The sequence below is a fragment of the Acinetobacter sp. AR_0276 genome (assembly GCF_003000705.1).
Taxonomy (GTDB): Bacteria; Pseudomonadota; Gammaproteobacteria; order Pseudomonadales; family Moraxellaceae; genus Acinetobacter; species Acinetobacter nosocomialis.
Map to the genome: position 1 here is coordinate 2,753,752 of NZ_PSQO01000004.1, position 22,088 is coordinate 2,775,839.

General features: G+C 39.2%; 20 protein-coding genes and 1 pseudogene. 14 read left to right on the forward strand and 7 right to left on the reverse strand.

Annotation, left to right across the window (positions count from 1 at the left end; all coding sequences use genetic code 11):
- Nucleotides 1-3: 3 nt before the first annotated feature.
- Entirely contained in the window at nucleotides 4-930 is a 927-nt protein-coding gene (locus CSB87_RS14050; RefSeq protein WP_031952353.1) for an acyltransferase, read from the reverse strand.
- 245 nt (nucleotides 931-1,175) lie between these two features.
- On the opposite strand from CSB87_RS14050, the gene CSB87_RS14055 reads away from it, so the two are divergent.
- From CSB87_RS14055 to CSB87_RS14090, 8 genes are all read left to right on the forward strand, one after another.
- On the forward strand, nucleotides 1,176-1,829 hold the full coding sequence (locus tag CSB87_RS14055) for an OmpA family protein (protein WP_031952355.1): 654 nt from the start codon (nucleotides 1,176-1,178) through the stop codon (nucleotides 1,827-1,829).
- 193 nt (nucleotides 1,830-2,022) lie between these two features.
- The gene (locus CSB87_RS14060) at nucleotides 2,023-4,062 is read left to right on the forward strand and encodes a UvrD-helicase domain-containing protein (RefSeq protein WP_002052000.1); all 2,040 of its coding nucleotides are present in this window, start codon (nucleotides 2,023-2,025) and stop codon (nucleotides 4,060-4,062) included.
- A gap of 25 nt (nucleotides 4,063-4,087) precedes the next feature.
- Entirely contained in the window at nucleotides 4,088-4,540 is a 453-nt protein-coding gene (dut, locus tag CSB87_RS14065; RefSeq protein WP_002121799.1) for a dUTP diphosphatase, read from the forward strand.
- Nucleotides 4,541-4,728: 188 nt separating this feature from the next.
- A complete protein-coding gene (locus tag CSB87_RS14070) occupies nucleotides 4,729-6,147 on the forward strand; it encodes a phosphomannomutase/phosphoglucomutase (RefSeq protein WP_004888372.1) in 1,419 nt (472 codons plus the stop codon).
- Nucleotides 6,148-6,161: 14 nt separating this feature from the next.
- Complete coding sequence (gene argB / locus CSB87_RS14075) at nucleotides 6,162-7,070, forward strand: acetylglutamate kinase (RefSeq protein ID WP_002052003.1); 909 nt, start codon at nucleotides 6,162-6,164, stop codon at nucleotides 7,068-7,070.
- Between the two features lie 118 nt (nucleotides 7,071-7,188).
- Nucleotides 7,189-7,971, forward strand: a complete 783-nt coding sequence (locus tag CSB87_RS14080; protein WP_004710230.1) for a GNAT family N-acetyltransferase — start codon at nucleotides 7,189-7,191, stop codon at nucleotides 7,969-7,971.
- Nucleotides 7,972-8,079: 108 nt separating this feature from the next.
- Entirely contained in the window at nucleotides 8,080-8,928 is an 849-nt protein-coding gene (locus CSB87_RS14085) for a class II glutamine amidotransferase (RefSeq protein WP_009505210.1), read from the forward strand.
- Between the two features lie 252 nt (nucleotides 8,929-9,180).
- Nucleotides 9,181-9,579, forward strand: coding sequence for a bacteriohemerythrin (locus tag CSB87_RS14090; RefSeq protein ID WP_171073138.1), 399 nt, complete (start codon nucleotides 9,181-9,183; stop codon nucleotides 9,577-9,579).
- On the opposite strand, the gene CSB87_RS14095 is transcribed toward CSB87_RS14090, so the two are convergent.
- Entirely contained in the window at nucleotides 9,536-10,357 is an 822-nt protein-coding gene (locus tag CSB87_RS14095; RefSeq protein WP_076611894.1) for an IS5-like element ISAba27 family transposase, read from the reverse strand. The two genes, CSB87_RS14090 and CSB87_RS14095, sit on opposite strands and share 44 nt — an antisense overlap.
- A gap of 41 nt (nucleotides 10,358-10,398) precedes the next feature.
- Here CSB87_RS14095 and CSB87_RS14100 point away from each other — a divergent pair.
- From CSB87_RS14100 to CSB87_RS14115, 3 genes and pseudogenes are all read left to right on the forward strand, one after another.
- Nucleotides 10,399-10,521, forward strand: a pseudogene (locus CSB87_RS14100) (hemerythrin); the annotation flags it as partial.
- Between the two features lie 152 nt (nucleotides 10,522-10,673).
- Nucleotides 10,674-11,741 carry a hypothetical protein gene (locus CSB87_RS14110; RefSeq protein ID WP_004888368.1) on the forward strand — a complete coding sequence of 356 codons (1,068 nt, stop codon included), beginning with the start codon at nucleotides 10,674-10,676 and terminating at the stop codon, nucleotides 11,739-11,741.
- Nucleotides 11,741-12,064 (forward strand): RnfH family protein, encoded by a 324-nt coding sequence (locus tag CSB87_RS14115; RefSeq protein ID WP_004888367.1) that lies wholly within the window; start codon nucleotides 11,741-11,743, stop codon nucleotides 12,062-12,064. The genes CSB87_RS14110 and CSB87_RS14115 overlap by 1 nt, the downstream gene beginning before the upstream one ends.
- 55 nt (nucleotides 12,065-12,119) lie before the next feature.
- Here the strand turns inward: CSB87_RS14115 and CSB87_RS14120 are convergent, their stop codons facing one another.
- Nucleotides 12,120-12,518: an outer membrane protein assembly factor BamE gene (locus CSB87_RS14120; protein WP_001170994.1), complete on the reverse strand. Its 399-nt coding sequence runs from the start codon at nucleotides 12,516-12,518 to the stop codon at nucleotides 12,120-12,122.
- A 111-nt stretch (nucleotides 12,519-12,629) separates the two neighbouring features.
- Between CSB87_RS14120 and fur the strand changes: the two genes are divergently transcribed.
- Nucleotides 12,630-13,067: a ferric iron uptake transcriptional regulator gene (fur, locus tag CSB87_RS14125; protein ID WP_002052029.1), complete on the forward strand. Its 438-nt coding sequence runs from the start codon at nucleotides 12,630-12,632 to the stop codon at nucleotides 13,065-13,067.
- Nucleotides 13,068-13,136: 69 nt separating this feature from the next.
- On the opposite strand, the gene CSB87_RS14130 is transcribed toward fur, so the two are convergent.
- Nucleotides 13,137-14,255, reverse strand: coding sequence for a PilT/PilU family type 4a pilus ATPase (locus CSB87_RS14130; RefSeq protein ID WP_031952361.1), 1,119 nt, complete (start codon nucleotides 14,253-14,255; stop codon nucleotides 13,137-13,139).
- A 27-nt stretch (nucleotides 14,256-14,282) separates the two neighbouring features.
- Nucleotides 14,283-15,320, reverse strand: a complete 1,038-nt coding sequence (locus CSB87_RS14135) for a type IV pilus twitching motility protein PilT (protein WP_106105082.1) — start codon at nucleotides 15,318-15,320, stop codon at nucleotides 14,283-14,285.
- A 126-nt stretch (nucleotides 15,321-15,446) separates the two neighbouring features.
- Here CSB87_RS14135 and CSB87_RS14140 point away from each other — a divergent pair, with 126 nt between their 5' ends.
- Nucleotides 15,447-16,139 (forward strand): YggS family pyridoxal phosphate-dependent enzyme, encoded by a 693-nt coding sequence (locus tag CSB87_RS14140; RefSeq protein WP_004888366.1) that lies wholly within the window; start codon nucleotides 15,447-15,449, stop codon nucleotides 16,137-16,139.
- 106 nt (nucleotides 16,140-16,245) lie between these two features.
- Complete coding sequence (locus CSB87_RS14145) at nucleotides 16,246-17,088, forward strand: undecaprenyl-diphosphate phosphatase (RefSeq protein ID WP_004888364.1); 843 nt, start codon at nucleotides 16,246-16,248, stop codon at nucleotides 17,086-17,088.
- Nucleotides 17,089-17,211: 123 nt separating this feature from the next.
- Here CSB87_RS14145 and CSB87_RS14150 read toward each other — a convergent pair whose 3' ends face one another.
- Both CSB87_RS14150 and CSB87_RS14155 read right to left on the reverse strand, forming a co-directional pair.
- The gene (locus tag CSB87_RS14150; protein ID WP_004888363.1) at nucleotides 17,212-20,808 is read right to left on the reverse strand and encodes an AAA family ATPase; all 3,597 of its coding nucleotides are present in this window, start codon (nucleotides 20,806-20,808) and stop codon (nucleotides 17,212-17,214) included.
- 9 nt (nucleotides 20,809-20,817) lie between these two features.
- Nucleotides 20,818-22,086, reverse strand: coding sequence for an exonuclease SbcCD subunit D (locus CSB87_RS14155; RefSeq protein WP_004888360.1), 1,269 nt, complete (start codon nucleotides 22,084-22,086; stop codon nucleotides 20,818-20,820).
- Nucleotides 22,087-22,088 lie beyond the last annotated feature (2 nt).

Sequence of the window (22,088 nt, forward strand, 5' to 3'; positions counted from 1 at the left end):
CTTTTAATGAGTTGAAGTAGTATATCGAGCTTTCATTTGTTCGATGAGTTGATCTTTTTCAGTCCAGAGTTCATGTACCCATTGTTGAAAACGCTCACGGTAAACTGGGTCATCTTCGTAGTTACCGCCGAGTACCCAAGCTGGTATTTCAATTTTACGAAGATTTACCGCAATTTGTGAAACATCACCTAACCAGAAATCGCCATAACCTGGTACACCGTCAGGGTAAACAATCGTCATATCAACTAAAGCATCAATTTTGTCGCCTAAAATATTTAAAGCCAGTGCCAAACCACCTGCTTTAGGTTTTAGTAAGTGTTTATATGGCGAATTTTGTTGATCATGTTTTTCCTGAGTAAAACGTGTACCTTCCAAATAGTTTAATAATGTAAAAGGCTGGCTTAAGAGCTGTTCGCATGCTTTACGTGCTTCCATCATATCGCGGTCTTTTAATTCAGGGTTTTTCGCGATTTTCTCTTTGGTATGACGTTTCATCATTGGGAAGCCTAAAATTTTAAAGGCTTGACCAACGAATGGAATAAAGATGAGTTCCCACTTGGTAAAAAAACGGGTAAGTGGCATACGGGTTAAGCCGAAATACTGGTTTACAGTCGTATCAACCCAACTTTGATGGTTACAAGTCATTAAGTAACGGCCTTGCATACTTAAATCAAGACCTTCGTCGATCGTAATGTCCCATTTTAAATTAGGTAGAACATGGTCAATGAGCCAATTGTTGACACTGAGCCAGCTATTTGTAATTTGAATGTTGGTTTCATCTACTTTGGATGATTTTTTAAATAACTTGGTTAAACCCAAAGCCAATACAGGTGGTCCATGAAAAAAGGTGCTACCTGTAATGACTGTACCGACAGTGAGTCCACGTGTAATTTTTTTTAGCGCAGATTGCTTATTGGGTGCAGTTGACATATAAATGGCCCCGAATATCCAAAATCCATAGAAAGTTGTTCAACTATAACTATCATGAAATGAAATACAACGGTATCTTAGACAACAATGAAGAAATTGTGATGAGTGCACGTCTTAAAGTGCATCAAAATATTACAAAAAACTAACTAAACTGTTTATTATTAACAAAATATCAATGTTTTATACTTCCTTTTTGTTTCATTATTCATCCAGACAACAAAACACACAAAGTGAGGAGGCATGCAATGCGTGCATTAGTTATTTCAACAGTCGTAGGGGCAGCAGTAGTACTTTCTGGTTGTCAGACAACAGGTAACAACCTTGGTGGAATTGAATACGATAAAGCCGCATTAGGTACATTAATCGGCGCAGCAGGAGGTTATGGTATTTCTAAATCAAGTGCAAACTCTAGCCGTCAAAACAACCGTGCTGCGGCAATCGGTGCAGTTCTTGGTGCAGCTGGTGGTTTATATCTTGACCAAAAAGAGAAAAAATTACGTGAACAAATGGCGGGTACTGGTGTAGAAGTAGGCCGTAACCCAGATGGTTCTGTTCAATTGATCATGCCTGGTAGCATCACTTTTGATACGAACAAATCAAACATCAAGCCAAACTTCTATGCAACTTTGGACAAAGTAGCGCAAACATTGGCTGAAGATAACAAGAGTGCGATTTTAGTTACTGGTTACACAGATAACACTGGTAATGACTCTATCAACATTCCATTATCTCAAGCACGTGCTCAATCAGTTAAAATCTATTTAGCTGGTAAAGGCGTTTCTTCAAGCCGTATCGATGCACAAGGTTATGGTTCTTCTAACCCAATCGCAGACAACTCAACTGCTTCTGGTCGTGAACAAAACCGTCGTGTAGAAATCAGCATTTATGCTAAACAATAAGATTTAATTTATTGTTTCAAAAACCACCTTCGGGTGGTTTTTTTATGGGTGCAGTACAAGAAATAATCACGACATTCTGCGGTGCATAAATTGCATTATTAGACATCATTTATACATATCCGTAGATTTACTATTGGGATTCTAAAAAAGAGATGACTATAATCATGCTCGAAAAATTAAGAGGTAATACACGATGTCATCTGCCAGTCAATTGAACGACAAGCAAGAAGAAGCCATGAAATATACTCAAGGCCCTTTATTGGTGCTTGCTGGTGCTGGTTCAGGTAAAACATCGGTAATTACTCGTAAAATTGCCTATTTGGTGCAACATTGCCGTATTCCAGCGCATCGTATTACAGCGATGACCTTTACTAATAAAGCTGCACGTGAAATGAAAGAGCGTGTAACCAAGCTTTTATCACGCGAGGAAGCAAAAGGTTTATCAGTCTCGACTTTCCATACTTTTGGTTTAAATCTTTTACGTTTAGAACTTAAAAATTTACCTTTAAAAGCCAATTTTTCGATTTTGGATGCAGATGACTGTAAACGTATTTTGATGGACCTGATGCATCGCGATAATTTATCAGGTGCTGAGAGTAAAGAGTTAATTGCCAAGGCAATGAAGAAAATCTCAGATTGGAAAAATGATCTGATTTTGCCAGAACAAGCACATTCGACGTGTGAAACACCCGAAGATGTTCAATTTGCCCATCTTTACCAACTTTATGAGCGTAATTTACGTGCCTACAATGCAGTCGACTTTGATGATCTAATCGTTATGCCAACACGATTACTGCAAGAAAATGCAGAGGTACGTGATAAGTGGCAAAACCGTGTTCGTTATTTATTGGTCGATGAATATCAAGATACCAACACTGCACAATATATTTTAGTGAAACTATTGGTTGGTGTAATGGGGCAGTTTACTGCCGTTGGTGATGATGACCAGTCGATTTATGCATGGCGAGGGGCGAAGCCTGAAAACATGGCTTTGCTTAAACAGGATTTTCCAAATTTACATATTATTAAGCTTGAGCAAAATTACCGTTCGACCAGCCGTATTTTGAAAGCTGCAAACTGTGTGATTCAAAATAACCCGCATATTTTTGATAAGAAATTGTGGAGTGATAAAGGCCATGGCGAGGTCATTAGAATTATTACTTGTCGTAATGATGACGATGAAGCTGAACGCGTAGTTAAAGACTTGCTGACTCATAAACTGATGAATGGTAAGAACTGGAAAGATTACGCTGTGTTATACCGTGGAAACTTTCAGGCGCGTGTATTAGAAACCCAGCTTCGCCAAATGCAGATTCCGTATAAGCTCTCTGGTGGTACATCATTCTTTGCTCGTGCAGAAATTAAAGACGTAATGAGCTACTTGCGTCTTATTATTAACCCTGAAGATGACAGTGCTTTCTTACGTATTATTAATACCCCTAAACGTGCGATTGGCCCAGTTACTCTTGAGAAGCTAGGATTATTTGCGCAAGAAAATAATTTGTCTTTACTTGGTGCCTCTTCCGACCAGCGTTTAAGTATGGTGCTTCCTAAAAAGGCAGAAACTCAATTACATGAGTTTGCTGACTTTATCGCAACGTTTACTCGTGAGTTGTTAGAAGACGATGAGCCTGTACCTAAAGTTCGTCAAATGATGAATGAGGCAGGTTATATCGACTATATTCGCGAGCAGTCTGCAACACCTGCTCAAGAGAAAAGTAAGCTTGATAACATCGAGAATTTATTTACCAGTATTCAAAATCTGATTAATCGTGCAGAAGATGTTGATGAAAAGAACATTGAAAGCGTTATTCGAAAACTGGTCTTGCTCGATTTGTTAGAACAACAGCAAGAAGAAGAGGACACTGACAAAGTAAACCTACTTACTTTGCATGCAGCAAAAGGTTTGGAGTTCCCATTTGTGTATATTATGGGACTTGAAGAAGAGCTTTTACCGCATAAGAACTCGATTGCAGCTGAAACCATTGAAGAAGAACGCCGTCTTATGTACGTGGGAATTACCCGTGCGCGTCAAGGCTTAACTTTAACTTTGGCAGAACAGCGTAAAAATGGTGGTCAAATGAAACAAATGACCCCAAGCCGTTTCCTTGATGAGCTTCCACAAGACGAGCTCGAATGGTTAGGGCGTAAAAAGAAAATTGCAGCAAATGTTGACCCTAAAGAACAGGCTCAACAATATTTGGCAAATTTAAAAGCTTTATTAAAGCGTTAATTTTTTTTAATTTTTAGGAAATCTCATGAAAGTTCAAGTTAAATTGCTCGATCCACGTTTAGGTAAAGAATGGCCTTTACCTTCGTATGCAACAGCAGGATCAGCAGGTTTAGATTTACGTGCCTGTTTAGATGAAGCAATTGATATTGAACCAGGCCAAACTGTATTAGTTAAAACAGGTATGGCAATTTATATTCATGATGTGAATTTTGCTGGTTTAATTTTACCGCGTTCAGGTTTAGGCCATAAACACGGCATTGTTCTTGGTAACTTGGTCGGATTAATTGACTCAGACTATCAAGGCGAATTGATGGTTTCAGTTTGGAACCGTGGTCAAACCACTTTCCGTTTAGAACCAGGTGAACGTTTAGCACAATATGTTTTAGTCCCAGTTGTTCAGGCTGAGTTTGAACAAGTAGAGGAATTTGAAGAAACTTTACGCGGTGCTGGTGGCTTTGGTCACACTGGTAAACAATAATTAACTTATAAAAAATAATGAAAAGAAACGCCTGTTTTACAGGTGTTTCTTTTTATACCTTGAATGTTACAATGAATTATATTACAACACGCTTTACTCATACTCTTTTAACTTTTTTAGCAAATACCTTTTTGAATACTCTATATTTTTGCGATAGATCAGATTGATCTTTAAATAGAAGATACGCTATGAATGTAAGACACTCATTCCCAAAAAATATTTTCCGTGCTTACGATATTAGAGGCAAACTTTCTTATTTAACTACGGATGTCGTCCGTTCAATTGCCTATGGATTGGCACAACAATATAAACAAGCAGAACAAACTCAACTGGTCATTGGTTATGATGCCCGTCTCACAAGCCCAGCTTATGCGCATTTAATTGAAGAGATATTAGTAGAGCAGGGCCTCAAAGTTACAAACATTGGTTGCTGCTCAACTCCGATGATGTATTACATTGCACGTGAGTTTGGCGGTAATGGAATTATGGTGACAGCTAGCCATAATCCAAAATCAGATAATGGTATTAAGTGGATTTTAAGAAGCGAACCTCCATCTCCAGAAATGATTCAGCAAGTCGGTGAGTTCGCGCAAACTTATGTTCCTACTCATCCGATTTCATTATTAGAATTATCAACCCCTCAATTTAAATCAGAATTTTGCAAAAAATATCAGCAAGCCATCTTTGAAGACATTCAACTCAAACGTCCATTAAAAGTAGTGCTGGATGGTTTACATGGTTCGGCAGGGCACTGTGCGAAACTGGTACTCGAAAAGATGGGCTGTGAGGTTATTGCCTTACGTACGGCGCCAAATGGTGAATTCCCTGATCATGCGCCAGACCCTTCACATGCTGCACATTTGAAAGAGTTGCGTAAAACAATTGTTGAACAAAGTGCAGATATTGGTATTGCGCTTGATGGTGATGGTGACCGCGTCGTATTACTCGATGAAAAAGCCAACATACTTACAGCTGATCGGTTACTGTCGCTATTTGCGCAAATGTGTCTGGAACAGCAGCCCCATAAAGAAATTGTATTTGATGTGAAATGTTCGCTTATGGTTCAAAGAACCGTAGAGCGACTCGGTGGTAAACCGAAAATGATTCGTACGGGTAGCAGTTTCCTCCGTTCATACTTGTCTAAGTCCAAAGGCCTAGCCATTTTTGGTGGCGAATATGCTGGCCACTATGTGTTTAATGACGGACGTGGTTTTGGGTATGACGATGGTATATATGCGGCACTGCGTGTAATGGAATATTTCACCGAGTCTAATGCGGCAACAGTTTCGGATTTATTTTCTATTTATCCTGAAAGATGCTGTACCGAAGATACCTATATCAGTACTCACCAATCAGATCCTAAGCATGTACTACAAGACATTGAAATTTTGAGCCATCGTTTAGGCGCTCATATTAGTAAAATTGATGGCGTACGTCTTGATTTTGATGATGGTTTTGGCATTATTCGAGCATCAAATACGGGTGAGTATTTTACCGTAAGATTTGACGCTGATAGTCCTTTGCGTTTAAAGGAAATCCAGCAAAAATTTATTGATATGTTGCAAGAGCGTTACCCGCAAATTGCACAAGAACTTTCTGAGGCCTAATAAGGAGAGGCGCAATGCCACAAGATCAGCATCTCGGCGTCGACAAAGCAAAAATCTTGATTGAAGCTTTGCCATATATTCAACGTTTTTCTGGTAAGACGCTGGTGGTGAAATACGGTGGTAATGCGATGACTGATCCGGAATTGGAAAGTTCATTTGCTCGCGATATCGTTTTACTTAAAACTGTGGGCTTAAACCCGGTTGTTGTACATGGTGGTGGCCCACAAGTTGACTCTTTCTTGAAGCAATTAGGCCGTGAGTCTGACCGTATTGACGGTATGCGTGTGACCGATGAAGCCACTATGGAAGTGGTTGAAATGGTATTAGGTGGTAGCGTAAACAAATCCATTGTTAATTTAATTAATAAACATGGTGGACGTGCGATTGGCCTCACGGGTCAAGACGGCAATCTTTTACGTGCCCGTAAATTATTAATGGAAAAGCACGAAGAAGACGGTTCTATCAAACATATCGACTTAGGTATGGTGGGTGAAGTGACTGGGGTAAAAACAGACGTATTGGAGATGTTTACTCAAAGTGACTTTATTCCTGTTATTGCTCCTTTAGGCGTTGATGAAAAAGGTAATACTTACAACATTAATGCTGACTTAGTAGCTGGCAAGGTTGCTGAAGCACTGGGCGCAGAAAAATTAATTCTGCTTACGAATATTACCGGCGTATTAGATGAAAACAAAAATCTCTTAACCGGATTAACCACACAAGAAGTTGACCGTTTAATTGAGACAGGTGTGATTTACGGCGGAATGATTCCTAAAGTAGGTTGTGCATTAGATGCTGTAAAAGGCGGTGTTGTGAGTGCTCATATTGTTGATGGCCGTGTACCGCACGCGACATTACTTGAAATCTTTACAGATCATGGTGTAGGTACGCTTATTTCTAACCGTACTCATTCAGCCCACTAAAATTATTATTTTCATTAAAAGATCACGCTAAGTGGTCTTTTTTTATGCCATTTAATTTTGGTCATTTTTTTGTCATGAGCTTTGACTAGTGTAGGGGGTGTCACTAGGAGCGTTCATTATGCTGGAAAAATTTAATCAATATCGCCAAACGTGGACTTTACCTCTAAATCGCCATAAGGCTACGAATCAAACACAATTTCGCTTTGAATGGGTTGATAATTTAAAAGAATTACAAGATGTACAACGGTTTCGTGCACAACAATTTAGTAAACAGTTCGGTATTCATTTTGAAGATAACTTAGATCAAGATATTTACGACTTTAGCTGTGAGCATGCAGTATTACGTGAGAAATGGACGGGAGAGATTGTAGCTTATACACGCCTCAAACTCTTTCAGGGCCATGAAATTGCACAAAGCTATAGTGCTCATGAATTTGATATTGTTCCCCACTTATCACATTTGCCAAATGTATTAGAAATAGGGCGTACCTGTGTACATCCGCGTTTCCGTAATGGAAAGGCCCTTTCAACGTTATGGTTGAATCTTGCACCTAAAGTTTTGTGGTCAATGCGCGCTAAATATTTAATGGGCTGTGTCAGTATTCATCTGCAAGATAACTTGGCCAGAGCGTACTATACGCACCGTCAGATTCAGCAATTACCAGACAGTAAAACCATCGATATTCGTTCTAAAAAAATTTATGAACCTGAATATCCTGAGTTTAGCTTTCCTCAAGATGAGCGCATGCCGAAACTGTTTCAAATGTATTTGAGTATGCAGTCTAAACTATCTAAAGATGCCTTTTTTGATGCTGAATTTAACTGTCTCGACTATTTTGTATTTTTGGAAGTGAATAAAATCGCAACTTCTTTTGTAATGAACAAAATGGCTCAGCGATAAAGATATCTTATATTTTGTAATAGCGAGCGCATATTGGGATTTACAAGCTATTTTACTCTCATGCACAATAGTATGTATGAGGTAATGAAGCGAAAAGTTTAAAACAATATGTGCCAGCTATTAGGAATGAATTGTGCAACACCAACGGATATCACTTTTTCTTTCCGTGGTTTTTCACAGCGCGCAGGAATTACCTCTGACCATAGTGATGGTTTTGGTATAGCCTTTTTTGAAGATAAGGCATGCCGATTATTTGTAGACAACCAGTCTGCAGTTGAATCACCAATTGCTGATCTTATACGTAATTATCCTATCAAATCACGTAACGTAATCGCGCATATCCGTAAGGCAACCCAAGGCAAAATTACACTTGAGAACTCACATCCTTTTATTCGTGAGCTATGGGGACGTCACTGGATTTTTGCTCATAATGGCGATTTACATGATTTTAATCCACCCTTGAGTGGGCGTTTTACACCAGTAGGAAATACTGATAGTGAAAGAGCATTTTGTTATTTATTAGACCAGCTTGTAGAAGTATTTGGCTATGAAGAACCAAGTCTTGAACAGATATTTGAAGTGCTAGAGAAAATTTCTCCACAAATTGCAGAATATGGCACATTTAATTTCTGTTTATCTAATGGCAAAGCTTTATTTAGTTATGCAATTACTAAATTGCATTGGCTCGTTCGTGAATATCCATTTAATAATGCGCATTTAATCGATTTAGATGTCGAAGTCGATTTTAGTCAAGTAACGACTCCTGAAGATCGGGTTGCAGTAATAACCACTGAGCCTTTAACACATAATGAAACTTGGACAGCATATCAACCTGGTGAAATGATTTTATTTCAACATGGCCAGCCTATAAAAAAAGCAATAACACATGTTGAAAGATTAATACGTGAAGAAAAAAATCCTGAACTTAAACGTATTACTCGTGCAGATCAGTATTAAATCTTCAGTAAAAATAAATGTAATTGCTTGACTAATATATATTTCACTTAATTAACAATAAAGTATTTTGTTTAAAAAATACTTTATTGTTTTAGTTGGTTAATATTATTAAATATTTTATAAATCAAAAACTTAATTAATTATTTATTTTTATTTATATAAAGCCGACAAAATAGGTTTGTTTTTATTTATACCCTTTAAAGATAAGATGCGTTTTATGCAACAGTCATTGAACATCATTGGGGGTGGTGTATGAAAATGAAATGGGCTTCAGAATATAATACGGGTATTGATGTTATTGATGAGCAACATAAACGAATACTCGATTATATTAATGAGATTGATGATGTAAAAGATGATGAAGATAGACGTCGTATTAAAGATGTTTTAGACAATATTATCGATTATACACAGTCACATTTTACCTTTGAAGAAAGTTTGCAAGAAGAAGCTGATTATAAATATAGAGTACCTCATAAACGCGTACATGATTTGTTTATTAAAAAAATAGAGTTATATCGTGAGCGTTTTGAAATGGGGCATACTATAGAAGCTGAATTACAAGAAATTTTGGCTAAATGGTTAATTAGACCTCTTGCGAAAGTCGTTATTGCAAGTTCATCCGATTTACCAGTGCAGCGATTAAGTTAATGCGTAAACCGAATCTTTTCCGTCTATTTCGATAGCGTTCACTTAATATTCTAAATGTTTTCAATTGACTATTAATATGTTCGATCACAACTCGTATTTTTCCAATCATTTTATTGTACTTTTTCTCAACATCAAATAAGGGTAAATTCTTCTTTTTCTTTATTGGCATCAATAATTTAAAGCCATCTTGCTCTAATCCGTAGTACCCTAAATCGGTCATAACATATTTACAATGTTTGAATTTTTTAACCGTTCTTCTTGCCAATTTAATGTCATGCTGACTGCCATTCGATATATCTAGCCCTATGATTTGTTTGCTGTTCGGATGATAGATCACTTGTGCTTTTAGCGTATGTTTCTTCTTTTTACCACTGTAGAACTTACTCTGATTTTTTTTCGGACGTTCTATTGAACATTCTGTCGCATCAATAATGACCCAGTTAAACTGTTCGTCTGCTGTGGTAATGCTTCGTTTTGGCAGAGTAAACCGTCTTGATTTCATCAATGCATCTTCAACCTTTTTAATGGTTCGATTCACATTACTTTCAGCGATATGGTAATTTGCAGCCAACTCCAATTGAGTGCTGTAATTCCGTAAGTAATTGAGTGTTAATAATAATTGATCCTCTATAGCTAAAGTATGAGGACGCCCAGATTTCTTTTTAAGTGATTCTACTTCTTTTAAAACTTCGATCATTTCACTAAAAACTGGTCGAGGTACACCAACCAAGCGCTGGAATTCAGAATCTGAAAAACGATTTAATTTCTGATATCTCATGAAATTTAGATTGAGGTGGTTTTTACTTTCGCAAGAGGTCTATTAATCATATTCAACATGATGATGCTGATTATGTAGGGGCAGTAAAAGAAAATATGATGGGGATTATTAGAGAAAAAGAAAAGAAGAAAGGAAAGAACTGGTTCGCCCGTTTTTTCTCATAAATTTAACTCGAAAAACTCTAATATACAGTTAGCGCGGCAAACTATCGTTTCGGTGGTTTGCTTTTTTTATTGTGCAGACTTTGATTTTCATGCATGAGACGGGCAAAATATCTAAAGACTTTTTCAAGGAATGCATAATGCAGGACATACCTATGTCACGTTGGTTATCGCCTCTTATGGCGTTTTGCTTATCTTTTGTCATCATGGCCACTTTGGCACCAACCATGGGCATCCAGATTGATCGTCAGCTCGATTTCTGGTTATTGTGGTTTGGCACAATGTTGTTATTGGCATTACCAGTTTGTTATTTGGAAATTGCTTTAGCAAAACGATCTAAAACAACCGCTTTAAATGCGTTATCGAGTTTAACTCGTGAAGCAGATAGTTCACCTAAATGGCGCGTGGTTGGCTGGCTTGCTGTTGTTTTTATTCCTTTCTTAGCGAGTAATGTACTGAGCACTGCAAGCAATATATTAGTTGCGCAGTTTGCCCCAGGCGTTTCCGGTCAAATCATTTTTGCGGGCCTTGCAGTTGCTGCCTTGGTCTTATCATTTATTCCTCGTCAAATTCTTGTTTTGTTAATGACCATAGGGGTAATCGCTTCTATTGTGTTGGCAAATATGATGGGTACCACGTTACAGCCTTGGCATTGGACCAATGTAGAGTTTAAAGAGTGGGGTAATGCAACCGTACTTGCACTTGTAGCGAGCGGGTTAGGTTTAGGACTTTACTGGCAAAATAGTGTTGGCACTGTTCAGACTCAAGAAGGTGCAACGAAAACTGTTCTTCCAATTTGGTTGGCTCAGCTCATTGCTGTAATTGCTTTTGGTTTCTTCTCGCTTCAAGCTCAATTACCAGTCCTTACGTGGATATTTACTGGCGTGATGACATCAGCATTATTTGTGCAGTTAGCAAGAGAACAACTTGCTCAGCGTCAGCTTATGCCTGTTTTACAATGGGTGATTCTTATTGTTGCGATTGCAGTTTGGGCTGTGCCTGAACTTCATAACTTATTTACGTTGATTCTTATGCTTTGGGGCTTACTCATTAGTTTGATCTATGCAATTTTTGCAGGTTGGATTATGAAAATTAGTCACTTACGTAAATCGATGAATTTCAGCAATGAGCTTTTCTATAACTTATGGCGTATTGCTGTACGTATTGTGTTGCCACTTTCAATTATTGTGGCAATGATTGCTGTAATTGGGCAAAGTATCTAATGGAACGCATTCAACAAGTTTGGGTTGCGTTTGCAGCGCCAGAGCAACAGTTTCTAATCTCTGTTCCATTTGAAGAGGGAATGACTGCTTCACAGGCAGTTCATGTCAGTGGTTTATCAAGTCAAGTTGATTTGCCTGAACCACTTCAGCTCGGCGTTTTTGGAGTAAAAGTAGAAGCTGATGCCGTAATACATGCAGGTGATCGAGTTGAGGTTTATAGACCTTTAACGATTAATCCAAAAGATATTCGTAGAAAACGTGCCGCGAAGAACCCTGTAGGCAGATACATTAAAGGCAATCGCTTTAAGCAATCAGCTCAATAAGCAAAACCCCTCAAGTTTTTTCACTTGAGGGGTTTCTTTTTATTAGAAAAAACGATTATAGTGGTGGGGCAGTTAAAATTGCTTCTTTAGAAGCAGGTAAACCTGGTTGCGATTCTGGAATAGTCTCTAAACCTTCAATTTTAGTTACAGTTCCAGTTCCATCAAAGTAAATTTTTAAATGCTGACCATGTGCTGCGGGGATTTTCGCTTTTTTAGCATATGTTCCCGGGATATAGTTGTAGATATAGTCCCAACGTTGTGGATTGAGGGGATCAGTCACTGTTGGGCTACCAAGCAAAAAGCGCACTTGCTGGAAATTCATGCCGACCTGTACTTGAGAGGCTTGAGCTTTAGTCAATGGAGTCCCTTGAGGAATATCAACCTTATATACACCAAAGATTGAACAACCAGCTAGGAGTGAAGTGACGAATAACGTCAGCACGAGTTTTTGCATTTTGCTACACTATCCCAATAAATTATGATGCATTTGATCAAAGGATAGATCATACTTCATATAAATTCTATTGCCTATTCCAACTTGAGATTTGTTGAGAGACCTTTTTTCATGCCTATTTCCAATCAAGATTTGCGCAAAGCTGGACTTAAAGTTACCCTTCCACGAATTAAGATTTTGGAATTATTAGAAAATTCAAAACAACATCATCTTAGCGCTGAAGATATTTACAAGACTTTGTTAGAGCAAGGGGAAGATGTCGGACTTGCGACAGTTTACCGTGTGTTAACACAATTTGAAGCTGCGGGTATTATTCAACGTCATCATTTTGAAAATAATCATTCTGTTTTCGAAATTATGCAAGAAGACCACCATGATCACTTGGTTTGCCAAAACTGCAACAAAGTTATTGAATTTACTAATGATGTTATCGAGAAAGAACAGCATTCTGTAGCAGAACAACATGGGTTTACCTTAACGGGTCACTCATTAAATCTCTATGGTTACTGTAATGAACCAGAATGTCAGGATGCATTGCGCAAGAAATAATCGTTTTCACACAAAGAAAACAAATAAAAAAGGAAGGTTACGTTTAACCTTCCTTTTTTTATGAAGAAATTACTGACGATCAAAAGTTAAATGCTGTTTTTCGTCTGTTATTTGATCAGGCCCTTCATTTGCAAGCTTAATCGTTAAACGTAAATCGTTTGGTGAGTCGGCATGTTTAAGCGCATCTTTATAAGTAATTTGGCCTGCTTTATATAAGTCGAATAAAGCTTGGTCAAAGGTCTGCATACCAAGCTCACGTGAGCGTTTCATCAAGTCCTTAATTTCATGAATTTCACCTTTACGGATATAGTCTGAAATTAATGGTGAGTTAATTAAGATCTCAATCGCTGCACGGCGTGAATTACCATCTGGTGTTGGAATAAGCTGCTGTGCAATCATGGCTTTTAAGTTAAGAGACAAGTCCATGTAAAGCTGGCTATGACGGTCACTTTCGAAAAAGTGAATAATACGGTCGAGTGCTTGGTTGGCGTTGTTGGCGTGCATTGTAGCTAATACAAGGTGTCCTGTTTCAGCAAAGCCAATTGCGTAGTCCAAGACTTCGCGAGAACGGATTTCACCAATTAAGATGACATCTGGCGCTTGTCGTAACGTATTTTTTAAAGCAATTTCAAATGAGTCTGTATCAATACCGACTTCACGTTGAGTAATGATGCAGCCTGCATGTTCGTGAATAAACTCAATCGGGTCCTCAATGGTAATGATATGGCCTTTAGAGTTATGGTTACGATGGCTGATCATTGAAGCCAATGAAGTCGATTTACCTGTACCTGTTGCACCTACGAAAATAATAATGCCGCGTTTGGTCATCGATAAATCTTTAAGCACAGTCGGCAACTGTAAGTCATCAATTGAAGGAATTTTCGTTTCAATTCGACGTAGTACCATACCCGGCATGTCACGTTGCTGAAAAGCACTGACACGAAAACGCGCCGTTTTATCGCGGTTCATGATGGCAAAGTTACATTCACGAGTCTCTGCAAATTCTTTACGTTGTTTTTCACTCATGATGGAATGTAAGAGCTGTCCAATCACTTCACCTGAAAGGCTATTTTTTGAAATTGGAACAATTTGCCCGTTAATCTTCATCGATGGTGCAACACCATCTGTAATAAACAGATCGGATGATTTTTTTTCAACCATCAGGTTGAGCAAGTCATTAAAATCCATAATTGTATTCTCGCTGTTTTGTTATTTTTATAGGAATGATTCAGGCTGTTTCGCCGCTGTACGGGCTGTTTGTGGACTAATTACACCACGTGAAACCAAACCTTTTAGGCTTTGGTCGAGGGTCGTCATACCATGGTTAGCACCAGTCTGAATAGCTGAGTACATTTGTGCGACTTTGTTTTCACGAATTAAGTTACGAATAGTCGGAATACCAATCATAATTTCATGTGCCGCAACACGACCACCACCGTTCTTTTTAAGTAGGGTCTGTGAAATAACTGCCTGTAAAGATTCAGACAGCATGGCACGAACCATGTCTTTTTCTTCGGCAGGGAATACGTCAATCACACGGTCAATGGTTTTTGCAGCCGATGTGGTGTGAAGCGTACCAAATACCAAGTGACCTGTTTCGGCAGCAGTAAGTGCTAATCGAATCGTTTCAAGGTCACGCATCTCACCGACTAAAATAATATCTGGGTCTTCACGTAGTGCTGAGCGAAGGGCTTCATTAAAGCCATGTGTATCACGATGCACTTCACGTTGGTTAATCAGACATTTCTTGGACTGATGTACAAATTCGATTGGATCTTCCACCGTTAAAATATGGTCATAGCGGTTTTCATTAATATAATCGAGCATTGCTGCAAGCGTAGTTGATTTACCCGAACCTGTTGGACCTGTGACCAGTACAATCCCGCGAGGATAGTCGCAAATATCTTTAAAGATTTGACCTAAGCCTAAATCTTCCATGGTGAGGACTTTAGATGGAATGGTACGAAATACTGCACCAGCACCACGGTTTTGGTTAAATGCATTCACACGGAAACGCGCAACATTAGGTACTTCAAAAGAAAAGTCAGTTTCGAGTTTTTCTTCATAGTCACGGCGCTGTTTATCATTCATGATGTCGTAAACAAGACGGTGGACATCTTTATGTTCTAAGGCTGGTAAGTTAATACGACGAACTTCACCGTCAACTCGAATCATTGGTGGCATGCCAGCAGAAAGATGTAAATCGGATGCGCCATTTTTCACAGAGAAGGCGAGTAGCTCTGTAATATCCATAATTTCCCCAAGTAAATCAAAATATGTCATTATTTTGTAGAATAATATACGGCTTTCACCGAGGCTTACCAACACCTCGCTTTAGGTGAAAAGCAAAAAAGTTTTTTGAAAATGAGAACCTTGTCAATGAATTACCTGCAAGATGCGCGACAGCACGTATTACAGCAAATCAGAACAGCTTGTGAACTTGCTCAGCGTGCGCCTGAAACTGTGCAACTTTTAGCCGTGTCGAAAACTCATCCGAGTGAAAGATTGCGTGAAATGTATGCAGCAGGACAAAGAGCATTCGGCGAAAATTATTTGCAAGAAGCTTTAGATAAAATTGATGCTTTACAGGATTTGGATATTGAATGGCATTTCATTGGTCATGTTCAGCGTAATAAAACTAAGCATTTGGCCGAGAAGTTTGATTGGGTTCATGGGGTAGATCGTTTAATTATTGCCGAACGCCTATCTAACCAACGTGGTGATGACCAAGCTGCACTTAATATTTGTTTGCAAGTCAATATTGATGGGCAAGACACTAAAGATGGCTGCGCACCGGAAGAGGTTGCCGAGTTGGTTGCTCAAATGAGTCAACTACCGAAAATCAAGCTGCGTGGCTTAATGGTGATTCCGGCACCTGACAATACAGCTGCTTTTGTAGATGCCAAAAAATTATTTGATGCGGTAAAAGACCAACATGCTCATCCAGAAGACTGGGATACATTGAGTATGGGAATGTCGAGTGATTTAGAAGCCGCAATTGCCGCTGGTTCAACCATGGTACGTGTGGGAACTGCTTTGTTTGGAAAACGTGATCCTGTTGTAAAAAAATAACTTTAAGGTTTAGTTAAATATTTTGTGGCGAAACTGTAATCGGTTAATTTAAATTTAATTTTCCTCATTTATAAACCAGATATTTTAATATTTGAGTGTGTAATGTATGGATTTGTTGCATGTTTTCATTCTGGCAATTATTCAGGGCTTTGCTGAATTATTGCCGGTTTCTAGTTCCGCACACGTTATTTTAGCTGAAAAGTTAATGGGGTATGATCCATCTGCACCTGACATGACCTTCTTACTTGTGATGTTGCACACAGGTACGATGTTTGCCGTGATCGTTTACTTTTGCAAATCTTGGAAAAAGACTTATTTTTCTTCTTGGGAAAGTTTTAAAAAACAAGCTTTCTATATTATTTTAGCAACCCTAATTACTGGTGTACTCGGTTTAGCGCTCCAATCTATTATTAAACATGTATTCTTCGGCGGCGCGAGCAGTTTCGAAATTGAGCATTTGTTTAGTAACTCAAAATTAATGGCAGCTGCACTGATTTCGGCAGGTGTCCTGATTATTTTATCTTCGCGTTTAGATCGCGGACAATCAGGTGAAATCAGTTTGCGTAGTGCTTCTATTATTGGGGCAGTACAGGCGTTATGTTTACCTTTCCGTGGCTTTTCACGTTCTGGCGCTACAATTTCTACAGGATTATTTTTAGGGGTATCTCGCCAAAAAGCTGAAGAGTTCAGTTTTGCATTGGCTGTGGTATTAACGCCAGCAGTAATTCTAAAAGAATTATATCGTTTAGTTCACGCTCAAGGCTTACAAACCGTAGCTCATGGACAAGTATTCCATTCGATAGTTCCAAGCTTATTAGGGATGTGCTTTAGCTTTGGTGCTGGGCTTTTAGCATTAAAATGGTTGTCTTCATGGTTAGAACATGGACGCTGGCATTTATTCGGTCTGTACTGTATTGGTTTCGCAATTGTCGTACTCTGCGTGAATTAATTTTTTGATGTTTAAAAAATAAAAAATTAGTACAAGACCATACAATAAAAGAGGGGGCGTAATTCATACGCCCCCTTTGTTATATAAGATTCAATCAAATTTAAGATAACTACCTAGATTAAATTAACCTACGACTTCAATAGTGCTCGCGCCAGCGCCAAGTGGTTTCACCTGAATTTGTACTGGAATACGTTCATGCATTTCTTGAATGTGTGAGATGAGAATGACCTGACGTCCCTGATTTTGCAGTTGGTCCAAAGCATTCATCACCATGTGCAAAGAAGAAGCATCTAAAGTACCAAAGCCTTCATCAATAAACAGTGATTCAATTTTCATTGAACCCGACGCCATATTGGCAATTGCTAAAGACAAGGCCAGTGCAGTTAAGAATGACTCCCCCCCAGATAAAGAAGCGACTGAGCGGGTTTCTCCATCCATATCGTGGTCAATAATGGCAAGGCTTAAGGACTGATCTAGGCGTTTTAGCGTATAACGCTGAGAAAGCATCGCCAGTTGTTGGTTGGCATGTTCAACTAAAATATCTAGGTGATATTGCTGAGCGTAGTCGCGGAACTCTTTACCTTTGGCATCACCGATCAAGCCTGAAATTTTACTCCAGCGGTGTTCTTCTTGCTGAATATTTTGAATTTGCTCAGCGTATTTTTGCTGTTTGGCAAGGTTTTGCTGATGTAATTCAAGTTTCAGCTTTAGCCCGTCACGTACTTCAAGCTGTGCTTTGAGCTTTGCAATATTGTCTTGAATGAGTATAACGAGTTTTTCATATTCAATATCTGGCTGAGTTTGTAAGTGCTCGCTTAATTGCTCTTGCATCGTTTTAAGGGCAGAAGAGGCTTCACTTAATAAACGCTCGGCATGATTAAGACGGTTACGAATGTCTTGCTCTTGTGCAGAATTAATCTGTATGAGCGCCGTAAGATCAGATGCCTGAAAATCAGTATGGGCTTTTAACCAGTTTTGAATTTGCCCATCAATTTGCTGTTGATGTTGTGCAGTGTGTTGATACTGATGTTTAAGTTGATCGAGCACCTGTTTTTGCTGTTCAAAGTGTTGTCTGGTTTGTTCGAAACGCTGTTTAGCCTCATGATACGCTGTTTGTTGGTGCTGACGTTTAGCATCATGCTCAATTAACCATTCATGCGGTTTAATGTCTGTGCGGCCCGTCATTTGCTGAATGAGCGATACTGCTTTTTCATTATTTTGTTGACCTTTAAGCGTAATCTCTTGGAGGTTTTGATCGATCTCATCAATTTGCTTGACCATTTGTTCAAGACTAGCAGTCAACATTTTAAGTTCTTGCTGCTGTTGTTCAAAACGCTGTGAAAACTGTTCTTGTTGTTCAAGTTGCTTAGCACGTGCATCCAGAATAGCCCAAGTCTGCTTAGCTGTTTGGCTACTTGCTTGCTGCCATGCCTGCTGTTCGGTTTCCGACAAACACTCGACAATATGTTGAACTTGTTGTTGCCATTGCTGTGCCGTATTGAGCAAGCTTTCATTACGCTGAATCGTTTGAACAAGCTGATTGTGTTGTTTAATGGCTTGGGTTAAACGTACGTTTTCTGAGTCAAATGAACTTATGGCAGTTTGTGTCGCTTGTCTGAGTTCGTTAAGCGTTTGCAAGATTTGTTCAGGTGCTTGATTAAGCTCAATGTGTAATTGATTGAGGTTAAACCCTTGCTCAAGTTCTTGCTGTAAGTGCGTTTGTTTTACTTGCAGTTGAGTTAAGTATTTCTGAACTTGCTCAAGCTCGGCACGGCACTGAGTAAGTGCATGTTGCTGGGTTTGCCATGTATTAAACTTAGTTTGCTCGAGTGCAATAGCTTGTTGCTCTTGCTGTTGCTGCAAGTCGAATAAAGCTTTAGAGACTGCACTGTCATCAATACGGTAGGGGTGATGGGTACTTCCACAGACTAAACACGCTTCACCTTCTTTAAGATTGGCCCGTAACTGCTCAATATTTTCGGTGTGTAGTAAACGCTGCTGTTGTAGGATGTGTTGTAGTTTTTCACGTTCAGTTTTTGCTGTTTGGTAGTCTTGTTCAGCTAACTGGCAAACGGTTTTAAGCTGCTGCTCTTGCGCGGAGGCTTGAGTATGTTTTTCAGTGAATTGCTGAAGCTCAGTATATAGCTCATGATAAATTTTTATTTTCTGTTGAATCAGATCTAACTGCGTGACTTGAGCAAGTTTCTGATCTTTATCTTTTCGCTGTTGTTCAAGCTTTAACTCAATCTGTTCAACGGTGCCTAGTGAAGCTGTGAGTTGTTCGAGTTCACTTTTAGCTTCCGATAGCTTTTGGCGAGCAAGGCTAGGGTTTCCAATCTGTTGTTCAATTGTTTGGTAATTTTGAATAAATTGCCCAAGCTGATGTAGATGTGCTGAGAGGCCCTTATCTAATACAGCATATTGCTGAGTCTGGATCAGCTGCTGCTGTAAATGAATTTTGTTCTGCTCAAGCTGTGCAATCTGCTGTTGTACAGCGTTTTGCTGTTGTTGCAGTGGGCTTAGTTTTTGCTCAAGTACCTGCCTTTTTTCTTTGCACTTTTTATATTCATCGGCAATAAAAGCACGTTCTTGAATGGACTGTCGAACTTGATTTAAAGCATGTTGATGCTGTTGCTCAAAATCGAGGGTTTGTTTGAGTTGTTGTTCTGCAAATTGATATTGTTTTTGTTCCGTTTCAAAAATTTGTAGCAGGTCATTAAACTTGGTTTGAGCTTGCTGAATTTGTGGCTCAAGTTGTTGTAGTGTTTGTAAATTTTGAGCTTGCTGAAAAACTTGTGGGCGTATTTCAGAGAAAACTTCGAGACGTTTTAATTGCTCACGCTCACTAGTCAATTGTTGATGGTGATTTTGCTGAGTTTGAAACTGTTGCTGTTTCGCTTGAACTTCTTGTTCAAGTTTTGCTTTGCGTTCAAACCATTGTTGCTGTTTGTCTAAGACATGTTTTTGTTGTTCTAACTGTTGATAGTTTTGTTCAGCTTGCTGGTATTGCTCGGTAAATGCAGCAATCTCTTCATCAGACAAAATTTCAATGTGACCTAAAAATTCTTCCAACTGTTTACGCTGCTTTGCAATATCGGCTGTTTTACGAAAAGCCAGTTCACCAATTTTAGCAAAAATACTGGAGTTGGTTAGGTACTCAAGTAATTCACCGCGTTCGCTGTCTCGAGCTTTTAAAAATGCGGTCACTTCGGACTGGGCAAGTAATACGGCACGCGTAAACTGTTCAAAAGAAAGCTGGGTAATTTGTTTAACTTTTTCATCAACCGCTTTGGCTTTGTCAGCAAGTACCACACCATCGGTTAGGCATTTTAAGTGGCGCTGCACACTTTGTAATTTGCCATTTGGGTTTTCACGTGCACGTTTAATTTCCCAACGAGCCAAATAACGTTTTTGATCTTGTGCAATAAAGCAAAGCTCAGCAAAACCATGCCCTGTACCACGGCGTAAGACGGTTAAAGGCGAATTGGTCAGTAACTCGGAACCATCGACATCTTTTAACTTACCATCGCTGTCTTTTAGACGTGGAACCCGATTAAATAAGGCTAGACACATCGCGTCTAAAATGGTCGATTTACCTGCGCCAGTTTTCCCCACAATTGCAATAAGACCTGCATGGGCCAGAGGTGCGCTTTCAAAATCAATAAAATGTTCATCAGCAAGCGATGCCAGATTTTTTATTCGAATGGATAAAATTTTCATGACATATCCTTAATGGCTTGCATCATTTTCAAGATGTTTTTGTGCTTCTTGTACTAGGCTCAGAAAATCTTTTAAGACCGCATCATCGGCACTGTAACCTTGTTTTTCCCAGATGTTTTGAAAGAGTTTTTCTGGTGTTGGCGGTTCAAGTGCAATATGCTGGGTAGTATTTGAATCAGTCGTGTCTTTATTTACATATTGACGTGAAATACGCACTAAACGATAGCGGTCAGGTGGTAGAGCTGCTTCAAACTGCTGACGTAAATTCGGCTGTGGCGGCGTTAAACTATAATATTCAATATCGACATATTCACGGTGGTCAATATTTTCAATCACGCCGTGTGGTAAGGCTTTGAGTTGTTGCAGTACTTCGTTTAGCTCACCACGAATGCGGTGCAATTGTATGCAGCGCGGAATTTCGATAGCTTCAAATTGCAAACGGCTATCTGTCTCTTGAGAAGGGTCAATTTTGACCTCAACCACTTGATGCTTATAGTTAATTTCACTGAAAGAAAGTGGAATGGGTGAGCCGCTATAACGAATGTGCGGCTGGCCTACTTTTTGTGGTTTGTGTAAGTGCCCTAAAGCCACATAGTCGACCGCATCTTCAAATAACGTCGTTGAAAGTGCCTCTTCATTACCAATAATAATGGGGCGTTCAGAGTCGGATGTCTCGCCACCTTGCATATGGGCATGTGACATCAAAATAAGCGCTTGGTCCGGTGTCTTACGACGTTTGGCTTCGGCAATGAGTTGCTGGTGCAAATAGGCAATTGCGTTTTTGCTATTGGTGGTATGTTCGTTAAAGCCCGTAATTTCAGCCGAGCGTAAAAAAGGCAGGGCCAGGCACCACGCCACAATATCTTGATTTTGATTATAAATAGGTAAAAGTAGTCGGTCGAGATCTAGGGTTTTATCTTCATTCCAGCGAACTACGCCCACGGTTTTTGCATTGTATTTTTCTAAAAGCGGTTCGACTTGTTCAATACGGTAGCCTGAGTCATGGTTACCCGCAATCATGAGTGTTTGCATGTGCGGTGCAATACGATGTGCATCTGCTAAAAATTGGTAGAGTTGTTTTTGTGCCTGAGAACCCGGGTTAATGACATCAAAAATATCGCCAGCAATAAGCAGGGCATGAGGTTGTTTTTCTTGAATTTGAGTGAGCAACCAGCTTAAAAATTGTTGGTGTTCGTAATGTCGTGAGTGATTATAAAAAAACTGCCCCAAATGCCAGTCAGAAGTATGTAGAAAATGTACGGACATAGAAACAGACATCA